Below are 9,799 nucleotides of genomic sequence, written 5' to 3'. Positions count from 1 at the left end.
GAAAATTGGATCAATCATTATCCTAAGAAAATACTGAACTATTTGTCTCCTGCACAGTTTCTTAAAAATGGCTAACTTCTACTTGAAATTTAGCTTTCCTTAAACTTTTAGGGAAATTTCAAAAATATCAGCTCGAAGCACTTGCTTTGGGCTTTGTTTTTTGGTATGATATAAGACGGTATTGTTTACCCCATTTGAAAGGCCCCGGAACCTTCAAATACCCTGTGGACCGGAACATCCACCCTGTAAACAAAAACGATTTGATATAAATAGGAGAAATCATGAACAAAACTACATTTATGGCTAAACCAGGCCAAGTAGAACGCAAATGGTATGTTGTTGACGCTACTGATGTCCCACTTGGACGTTTGTCAGCAGTGGTTGCAAGCGTACTTCGCGGTAAAAACAAGCCAACTTTCACACCACACACAGATACAGGTGACTTCGTTATCGTTATCAACGCTGAAAAAGTGAAATTGACTGGTAAAAAAGCAACTGACAAAATCTACTACACTCACTCTATGCACCCAGGTGGTTTGAAATCTATCTCTGCTGGTGAGTTGCGTTCTAAAAACGCTGTTCGTTTGATCGAAAAATCAGTTAAAGGGATGTTGCCACACAACACTTTAGGTCGTGCACAAGGCATGAAACTTAAAGTATTTGTAGGCGCTGAGCACACTCACGCTGCACAACAACCAGAAGTACTTGATATTTCAGGTCTTATCTAAGGAAAGGAACGAATAGAACATGGCACAAGCACAATATACAGGTACTGGTCGTCGTAAAAATGCGGTAGCTCGCGTACGTTTGGTTCCAGGTACTGGTAAAATTACTGTTAACAAAAAAGATGTTGAAGAGTACATCCCACACGCAGACTTGCGTTTGGTCATCAACCAACCATTTGCAGTGACTTCTACGGAGGGTTCATACGACGTTTTCGTAAACGTTAACGGTGGTGGTTACGGTGGTCAATCAGGTGCGATCCGTCACGGTATCGCGCGTGCGCTTCTTGAAGTAGACCCAGACTTCCGCGATTCACTCAAACGCGCTGGTCTTCTTACACGTGACGCTCGTATGGTTGAGCGGAAAAAACCAGGTCTTAAGAAAGCTCGTAAAGCTTCACAATTTAGTAAACGTTAATTCGAAAGAATTATTTCATTTACTTGGAACACTCGAAAGGGTGTTCTTTTTATTGCTTTACTAAATTGTGGGCGCAATTGACATAGTCGTTGTGACTTTAGTCGCTTACGAATATGGCTGCAGAGGAGACGCAGTCTCCCTGCATCAAAACGTTAATATCAGCGATACAACAACGTTTCAAAGCACCTTACGAAAAATTTATAAGCTACTTTTTTGATAAAAATGGTTTTATTAATCCTTAGTCAGTATGAATAGTTGCTAGGTAAATACATGACAAGAGTAGTTGAATGAGGTATTAACGCCAATGATGAATGAATGATAGTAGAATATAGAAAAAGAGGTCTTCAACTAAAGGTTAATAACCACTTTTCTCATAGGGTTCATATCCGAGAAAAGCTGATAATTCTGCTTGCAACAGCTCATTCATGGCTGTCTCTAGAGATTGACGAAAGAAGTCATCGATATCTTGCTTTTGGGCTAGGTAGTTTAGCAATTCTGTGGCAAACTGAGTCATGGGAATAAATCTCTTTCTAGTGAAGTCTCGCAACTTTACTATACAGGACAGGATTTATTCCTTGTTGTGTTTACACAAGATATTTTACACTACCCAAATAAAATAGTAGTCTTTAAAAAATTGTTATGTTATGGTAACGTTTCAAATTAATTTAATCTTTCACAGAGAGTTTTAGAGATATTTACTATAAAAAGCAAGTTCAATCTCTATTGACTTTCGTCTGTTTTGTGCTATCATATATATAAATGTGAAAGTTGTTGAGACAGCTTAAAAATCGGATAGTAGAAGCGTAGAAGGGGATTTCCTGATGGACGTTTGTGGTTGTACTCGATTTTTAGGCGGTCTTTTTTCGTGTTAAAACCTTTATGGAGGATGTTATGCTTCAACAGTATCAATATGAAGAATTAGTTGCTTTACCTGAATCGATGGGTAATATGGTTGTCTATGAGATAAGGCTTGATGAATACGATTGGGTCAATGAACGGTTGAATGGTCTATTTAGGATAGAGAATCAGGATGTTGCCTTTATGATTGATTATCTAGGTCTGACATTTGTAACTATTTATCTTAAAATCAGGGATGACCATGGAAACACAGTGTTTCTTGAGGGAGAATTTGATGTCAACTTATTTGTGTACTACATGACCAAGCTTTTAGAACTGAAGATTTCAAATCTAACAGTAGATGGACCAAGGAGTTCTGGCGAAGAGATGGTCATTGCTTTTTATAATGATGTGATTAAACAGGTGCGCTTAAAAGATGAGGTTAGCGATGAGCATCAGTTAGAAGGGTGGACCTACGATTTGCCGATGCTTTCATAAATAGGGCTAATGACCTTTTTGTTTAGTGAGGGACATAGTGTATGATGAAGAGCCGCTTTAAAGTATGGCCTGATTTAAAAATGGCCAAGACAGGGGATAGACGTGATGTTTAGGTTAAGTGAGTCGACCTGCCTTAGATGCTTAAAAATCAGCCAAGCCTTTGACTAATTGCGACTTTTAGCGTAAAATAGAGAAGAACAAGATTAAGGAGCCAAAGATGGAATTTGAAGTATTTGCTGGCCAAGACAAGGCTGAATTGTCAATGATTGAGGTAGCGCGTGCGATTTTAGAGGCGCGTGGTCGCGATAATGAGATGTATTTTAATGATTTGGTAGATGAGATTCAAAACTACTTGGGACGCTCTAATAGTGAAATTCGTGAAGCCCTGCCAAATTTTTATACAGATCTAAATGTTGACGGGTCCTTTATTCCACTAGGTGAAAACAAGTGGGGCCTTCGTTCATGGTATGCTATCGATGAGATTGATGAAGAAGTCATTACCCTTGAAGAAGATGATGAGGATGGAGCACCAAAACGTAAGAAGAAGCGTGTTAATGCCTTTATGGATGGTGATGAGGACGCTATTGACTACAGTGATGATGATCCAGAAGATGAAGAAGATGACGATGCTTCTAGCGAGTATGACGAAGAGAATCCGGATGATGAGAAGGATGAAGTGGAATCTTACGACGCCGAATTAAATGAAATCATCACTGATGATGACATTGAAGAAGATGTCGAAATCACGGAAGAAGATGACGATGACTATACCGATGAAGAGGTAGAGTCTGAGGACTAATAGGCTGGAGATGGAGAAAGGGCACGACTGATTCATTCTAGCCAAAATCTCCGATTGACTATTAGAAAAAGGAAAAAAGCCTTGCCATAGGCTTTTTTTCGTGTTATAATGTTCTTTGTGCGAAATAACAGCATCTTGATATGAAGCTCGTCAACAGATTCTCTGAAAAACCAGTAACCTTGGCTGTTTAGGCGAAGGGTATCTGCACGAATCAGGATCAAGTAAGACGTTATTTCCTCAAAATATATTTTATTTAGAGGAGGACTTGATAACATGTCACGTTATACAGGACCATCATGGAAACAATCTCGTCGCCTTGGCTTGTCTCTTACAGGCACAGGTAAAGAATTAGCACGTCGTAACTACGTACCAGGACAACACGGACCAAACAATCGTTCTAAATTGTCTGAATACGGTTTGCAGTTAGCTGAAAAGCAAAAATTGCGTTTCTCTTACGGTTTGGGTGAAAAACAATTCCGTAACTTGTTCGTACAAGCGACTAAAATCAAAGAAGGAACTCTTGGTTTCAACTTCATGCTCTTGCTTGAGCGTCGTTTGGACAATGTTGTTTACCGTCTTGGCCTTGCGACAACTCGTCGTCAAGCACGTCAATTCGTAAACCACGGCCACATCCTTGTTGACGGCAAACGCGTTGATATCCCATCATACCGCGTTGAAGTTGGTCAAGTGATCTCAGTTCGTGAAAAATCTGCTAAAGTTCCAGCTATCCTTGAAGCAGTTGAAGCAACTCTTGGACGTCCAGCTTTCGTATCTTTCGATGCTGAAAAATTGGAAGGAACACTTTCTCGCTTGCCAGAACGCGATGAAATCAACCCAGAAATCAACGAAGCCCTTGTCGTAGAATTCTACAACAAAATGTTGTAATATTTTCTTAAAGGTGAGAGGCTTAAAAGCCTTGATATTAAGCACTTTGGAGCGTTATTCCAAGGTGCTTTTTGTTTTTACTCCCCTTTTAGTAACCCCAAAGCTAAATTTTGTATCGTAAGAGGGCAAGCCTAAAAGGGGTCACCCTTTTTGTTTATAGATTTCTGATGGCTGTTTTAAATATTGAGACGGCTTTTGTTTACCCTAACCTTAAGTTAGATAGAGCGTAGAGGTTTTTTGAGGATGAGTAAACATTTTTCTATGACTAATTGTTTTCTGTAATCAAACGCATCGTAGTCTTAATCTGATGCAACTTCTTGTTCCTCGAGTATGCTGTGACTGGCTTTTCGGAAATCAATCTGCCGTCCTGTTGCCTTGAGGTGCTGGTAGTGGCCATCGTAATCTTGGGCAAAAAGGACAGCATACAAGATATTGAGCAGGAGAATGATGGAGGTGTTACTGGTAAAGCTCCCGATTTTTGAGTACAGCTTTTCCCGTGTCGTCAGCGGCAAGAAGCTGGTGCAAGACTTCGCGAGCTGGTTGTTGCCGATACTGGTGATGGCAAGCGTCGGGATACCTCTATCCTGCAGAATGCGGTTAATACCGAGCAGGTTGTCATTTTCCCCAGAGTAGGATATCAAAATGGCACAGCTATTAGTCTCGAGATTATGGGCCAGATAGCGTTCCTCGCCGGGGATGTCTGAGAGAACGACGGACTTGCCTAGACGCCTCATTTTGAGGGCAAAATCCTGAGCGATGAGCAGGTTGGCGTTGTAGGCAAAGATAGCAATTGTGCTAGCTTGAGATAGGAGGGATTTGGCCTTGGCTAGGCTATCGTGGTTGAGCAGGGACAGGGTGTCTGCTATGGTGGCTTCTTCTAGAGTAGCCATTTTTTGAGCGATGGTCATGATATTATCCTTAGGACCAAAGGGGTGGTTAGCGTCTAAATCGGCCAACCCTTTTTGACTATACTGCCATTCCTTTAAGTAGGCCCGTTTAAAATCAGTCCAGCCTGAAAAGCCCAATTTTTTCGCCATCCGGATGACAGTCGAAGGTTGAGTATAGGTGTTTTGAGCAATGGTTTGAATAGACGAGGTTTCCAGTGTTTCTGGAAATGCGAGAAGGTAATTGGCAATGCCTTTTTCAGCAGGTGACAATGGGAATTGTTGTAGCTGTTCATAAATTAACATAAAGTTCTCCTTACCTTTTAGTTTACTCTTTTTAGCAAGTTTTTCAAATAATTCGCAAAAAAGGCATTATATTTAAGAAAAAACAGAAACATTTTTAGAGCTTGCTCAAGACTTGTTGAAAACGATATCATTTCTCGCTATACTGAAGGTATCACAAGTTAAAGGAGAAAAAGCAATGGTCAAAATTGCAACAATTGGTGGTGGGAGCAGCTACACACCAGAGCTGATGGAAGGGTTTATCAAGCGTTATGACGAGCTGCCTGTTAAGGAAATTTGGCTGGTAGACATTGAAGAAGGCCGTGAAAAGCTGGAGATCGTTGGCGCTATGGCACAGCGGATGTGGGATGCCTCCCCTTATGATGTGAAGGTCCACATGACCTTAGACCGTGAGGAAGCTCTCAAAGACGCGGACTTTGTTACTACCCAGTTTCGTGTTGGCCTCTTAAATGCCAGGATTAAAGATGAGCGCATTCCGTTTTCTTATGGGATTCTTGGTCAGGAAACAAATGGTCCTGGCGGCATGTTCAAGGCTTTTCGGACTGTTCCGATTATCTTAGACATCGTGGAAGACATGAAACGACTGTGTCCCAACGCCTGGTTGATTAACTTTGCCAATCCTAGTGGTATGGTTACAGAAGCTGTCCTTCGTTACGGCAAATGGGACAAGGTCATTGGCCTTTGTAATGTCCCAGTAATGGCCAAGATGACAGAACACATCATGCTTGATGTTCCCCAAGAAGACCTGATTTACAAGTTTGCAGGGGTCAACCATTTCCACTGGCACCGGGTGGCGGACAAGCACGGCAATGATGTGACGCCCCAAATCATTGATAAACTCTACGAAGAAGACAACGGTCTGCCTAAGAACATCCACGGAGTTCCTTTCTATAAAGAGCAGCTCCTTCAGATGAACATGATTCCATGTGGCTATCATCAGTATTATTACCGTTCGGAGGAAATGCTGGCGCACGGTATCGAGGAATTCGAGACTGTCGGTACCCGAGGTCAGCAGGTGAAGGCTTTGGAAGAAGAACTCTTTGATCTCTACAAGGACCCAGAGTTGAATTCCAAGCCAAAACAATTAGAAGAGCGTGGCGGTGCGTATTATTCGGACGCGGCCTGTGAAACCATCGTTTCTATCTATGCCAATAAGAACACAGAGATTGTCGTTTCAACTCGCAATGACGGCGCTGTGCCAGACCTTCCAGACGACTGTGCTGTAGAGGTCACAGCCTACCTTGGTGGACAAGGGGCCCGTAACGTAGCCTTCGGCCCATTGCCAACTGCTGAAAAAGGCTGGTTGCAAGTCATGAAAGCGATGGAATTACTGACCATCGAAGCAGCGGTGATGGGTGATTACGCCACAGCGCTACAAGCCTTCACCATCAATCCACTGGTTCCATCTGGTGCGACAGCTAAACGTGTCATGGACGAGTTGTTTATTGCCCACAAAAATCACCTGCCACAATTTTCAGACACGATTGCCCGCTTGGAAAAAGAAGGCATTACCATCAAAGACGACATCGCACGGGAATTATCCGTATAAGATAAGGATGAAAAGGTCAGCTTAGCTGGCCTTTTTGGCTGTTTTTGGATACAGCTAAACTATTTTTTATTAAAAATGGTATAATGTAGGAGATATTATTTTTTGGAGAATCCTATGACTTTTTACAATCACAAAGACATCGAGCCCAAGTGGCAGAAACACTGGGCGGACAATCATACCTTTAAGACAGGAACTGACGCCTCAAAACCCAAGTTTTATGCCCTAGACATGTTCCCATACCCGTCTGGTGCCGGCCTCCACGTTGGTCACCCAGAAGGCTACACGGCAACCGATATCCTCAGTCGTTTCAAACGGGCTCAAGGTTATAATGTCCTTCATCCAATGGGATGGGACGCTTTTGGTCTGCCTGCGGAGCAGTATGCCATGGATACAGGAAATGACCCTGCCGAATTCACGGCCGAAAACATTGCCAACTTCAAACGCCAGATCAATGCCCTAGGCTTTTCTTACGATTGGGACCGGGAAATCAACACGACTGATCCCGACTACTACAAATGGACCCAGTGGATTTTCACCAAACTCTATGAAAAAGGCCTGGCCTATGAAGCCGAAGTGCCGGTCAATTGGGTCGAAGAATTGGGAACAGCCATCGCCAACGAAGAAGTCTTGCCAGATGGAACGTCTGAGCGTGGAGGCTATCCTGTTGTCCGCAAACCCATGCGCCAATGGATGCTCAAAATCACAGCCTATGCAGAACGCCTCCTAGAAGACCTCGAGGAAGTGGACTGGCCAGAGTCCATCAAAGACATGCAGCGCAACTGGATTGGCAAGTCCACAGGGGCGAATGTGACTTTCAAGGTCAAAGGCACAGACAAGGATTTCACTGTCTTTACGACCCGTCCGGATACCCTTTTCGGAGCGACCTATGCTGTCCTTGCACCGGAGCATGCCCTTGTCGATGCCATCACGACAGCTGACCAGGCAGAAGCAGTTGCGGACTACAAACGCCAAGCCAGCCTCAAGTCTGATTTGGCCCGTACCGATCTCGCCAAGGAAAAAACAGGTGTTTGGACAGGTGCTTACGCCATCAACCCGGCCAACGGCAAGGAAATGCCGATTTGGATTGCGGACTATGTCCTTGCTAGTTACGGGACAGGTGCTATCATGGCCGTGCCTGCCCACGACGAGCGCGACTGGGAGTTTGCCAAGCAGTTTGACCTTGAGATTCTTCCAGTTCTTGAAGGGGGAAATGTAGCTGACGCAGCTTACACCGAAGACGGTCTTCACATCAATTCGGATTTCTTAGATGGCCTCAACAAGGCTGACGCAATTGCCAAAATGGTCGCTTGGTTGGAAGCTGAAGGTGTCGGAAATGTAAAAGTGACCTACCGCTTGCGCGATTGGCTCTTTAGTCGTCAACGCTATTGGGGTGAGCCAATCCCTATTATCCATTGGGAAGACGGGACTTCAACAGCAGTGCCAGAAAGCGACTTGCCACTGGTCTTGCCAGTGACCAAGGACATCCGCCCGTCAGGAACAGGCGAGTCACCGCTCGCTAACATTACCGACTGGCTGGAAGTGACCCGTGAAGATGGAGTCAAAGGCCGTCGGGAGACCAACACCATGCCACAATGGGCAGGTTCAAGCTGGTATTACCTCCGCTATATCGATCCTAAAAACACCGAAAAATTAGCTGATGAAGACCTGCTCAAGCAATGGTTGCCAGTGGATATCTATATCGGTGGTGCTGAACATGCCGTGCTTCACTTGCTCTATGCCCGTTTTTGGCACAAATTCCTCTATGACATCGGTGTGGTGCCTACCAAGGAACCGTTCCAAAAACTCTTTAACCAAGGGATGATTTTGGGAACCAGCTACCGTGATAACCGCGGTGCTTTAGTGGCTTCTGACAAGGTGGAAAAGCGTGACGGTGGTTACTTCCACATCGAAACTGGCGAAGCCTTGGAGCAAGGACCAGCCAAGATGTCCAAGTCCCTTAAAAATGTTATCAACCCAGATGATGTGGTCGACCAGTATGGTGCTGATACCTTGCGGGTTTATGAAATGTTCATGGGGCCACTGGATGCTTCTATTGCCTGGTCTGAAGAAGGCTTGGAAGGCTCTCGTAAGTTCCTAGACCGCGTTTATCGCTTGATCACGACCAAGGCTATCGTTGCTGAAAACGACGGCAAGCTAGACAAGGTTTATCATGAGACAGTTAAGAGCGTGACTGAGCAAATCGAACAGCTCAAGTTCAATACAGCCATTGCCCAACTCATGATTTTTGTCAATGCCGCCAACAAGGCAGATGCTCTTTATAGCGAGCATGCCAAAGGCTTTGTTCAACTGATTGCTCCGTTTGCACCGCATTTGGGTGAAGAACTCTGGCAAACCCTGACCCAGTCCGGTCAATCGCTCTCTCACGTTGCCTGGCCAAGCTATGATGATAGTAAGCTGCTCGAAGACGAGATTGAGATTGTTGTCCAAATTAAGGGCAAGGTCAAGGCCAAACTCATGGTGCCAAAAGACGCTAGCCGTGACGAGTTGGAAGCCATTGCCATGGCAGACGACAAGGTCAAGGTGGAGCTTGATGGCAAAGACATTGTTAAAGTGATTGCGGTACCCAATAAATTGGTTAACATTGTTATTAAGTAACCCAATTGATTGGCTTATTTCCGATCTCAAACCCTCCACTGGAGCTTTTGAACTAAACAAATTGGGTGAAATAAGAAACTTATCTGAGATGGAATGGTTGAAGAAGAGCCGATAAGCTCTTCAGAGCTAGTAGACTCTCTTAAAAAAAGAAAAAGGATTGCCTCTGATTATTCAGAGAGGCAATCCTTTTTGGTTTATGTGACTTTAAGTCCGTTTCGCTCCGCAGGTGCGAAACAAATAAACCACCCGCTATGCGGGTGCGCATCGCTGGTTATACCAAAAAACTCC

At 44.0% G+C, this 9,799-nt stretch carries 9 protein-coding genes and 1 pseudogene; 8 read left to right on the top strand and 2 right to left on the bottom strand.

Going from position 1 to position 9,799, the window contains the following annotated elements; all coding sequences use genetic code 11:
* Positions 1–281: 281 nt before the first annotated feature.
* Together rplM and rpsI are read left to right on the top strand one after the other, a co-directional pair.
* Positions 282–728 carry a 50S ribosomal protein L13 gene (rplM, locus tag J2S23_RS10850; RefSeq protein ID WP_307122738.1) on the top strand — a complete coding sequence of 149 codons (447 nt, stop codon included), beginning with the start codon at positions 282–284 and terminating at the stop codon, positions 726–728.
* A 19-nt stretch (positions 729–747) separates the two neighbouring features.
* Entirely contained in the window at positions 748–1,140 is a 393-nt protein-coding gene (rpsI, locus tag J2S23_RS10845) for a 30S ribosomal protein S9 (protein WP_018374018.1), read from the top strand.
* A gap of 358 nt (positions 1,141–1,498) precedes the next feature.
* Here the strand turns inward: rpsI and J2S23_RS10840 are convergent.
* A pseudogene (locus tag J2S23_RS10840) lies at positions 1,499–1,654 on the bottom strand (transposase); the annotation flags it as partial.
* Between the two features lie 377 nt (positions 1,655–2,031).
* Here J2S23_RS10840 and J2S23_RS10835 point away from each other — a divergent pair.
* From J2S23_RS10835 to rpsD, 3 genes are all read left to right on the top strand, one after another.
* Entirely contained in the window at positions 2,032–2,475 is a 444-nt protein-coding gene (locus J2S23_RS10835) for a hypothetical protein (RefSeq protein ID WP_307122737.1), read from the top strand.
* Positions 2,476–2,692: 217 nt separating this feature from the next.
* Positions 2,693–3,274, top strand: a complete 582-nt coding sequence (gene rpoE, locus J2S23_RS10830; RefSeq protein ID WP_307122736.1) for a DNA-directed RNA polymerase subunit delta — start codon at positions 2,693–2,695, stop codon at positions 3,272–3,274.
* Positions 3,275–3,547: 273 nt separating this feature from the next.
* Positions 3,548–4,159, top strand: coding sequence for a 30S ribosomal protein S4 (gene rpsD, locus J2S23_RS10825; protein ID WP_307122735.1), 612 nt, complete (start codon positions 3,548–3,550; stop codon positions 4,157–4,159).
* A gap of 299 nt (positions 4,160–4,458) precedes the next feature.
* On the opposite strand, the gene J2S23_RS10820 is transcribed toward rpsD, so the two are convergent.
* Positions 4,459–5,349, bottom strand: coding sequence for a MurR/RpiR family transcriptional regulator (locus J2S23_RS10820; RefSeq protein ID WP_307122734.1), 891 nt, complete (start codon positions 5,347–5,349; stop codon positions 4,459–4,461).
* Positions 5,350–5,524: 175 nt separating this feature from the next.
* Between J2S23_RS10820 and J2S23_RS10815 the strand changes: the two genes are divergently transcribed.
* The 3 genes from J2S23_RS10815 to J2S23_RS10805 form a co-directional block, all read left to right on the top strand.
* Positions 5,525–6,895, top strand: coding sequence for a 6-phospho-beta-glucosidase (locus J2S23_RS10815; protein WP_307122733.1), 1,371 nt, complete (start codon positions 5,525–5,527; stop codon positions 6,893–6,895).
* Between the two features lie 114 nt (positions 6,896–7,009).
* A complete protein-coding gene (gene leuS, locus J2S23_RS10810; RefSeq protein ID WP_307122732.1) occupies positions 7,010–9,511 on the top strand; it encodes a leucine--tRNA ligase in 2,502 nt (833 codons plus the stop codon).
* 93 nt (positions 9,512–9,604) lie between these two features.
* The coding region (locus J2S23_RS10805) for a hypothetical protein (RefSeq protein WP_307122731.1) at positions 9,605–9,799 on the top strand (195 nt) is incomplete at its 3' end.

Origin of the sequence: Streptococcus moroccensis (genome assembly GCF_030812835.1) — a bacterium.
Taxonomy (GTDB): domain Bacteria; phylum Bacillota; class Bacilli; order Lactobacillales; family Streptococcaceae; genus Streptococcus; species Streptococcus moroccensis.
Note: the sequence above shows the minus strand (reverse complement) of the source record. Positions and strands in the feature narration are given on the sequence as shown.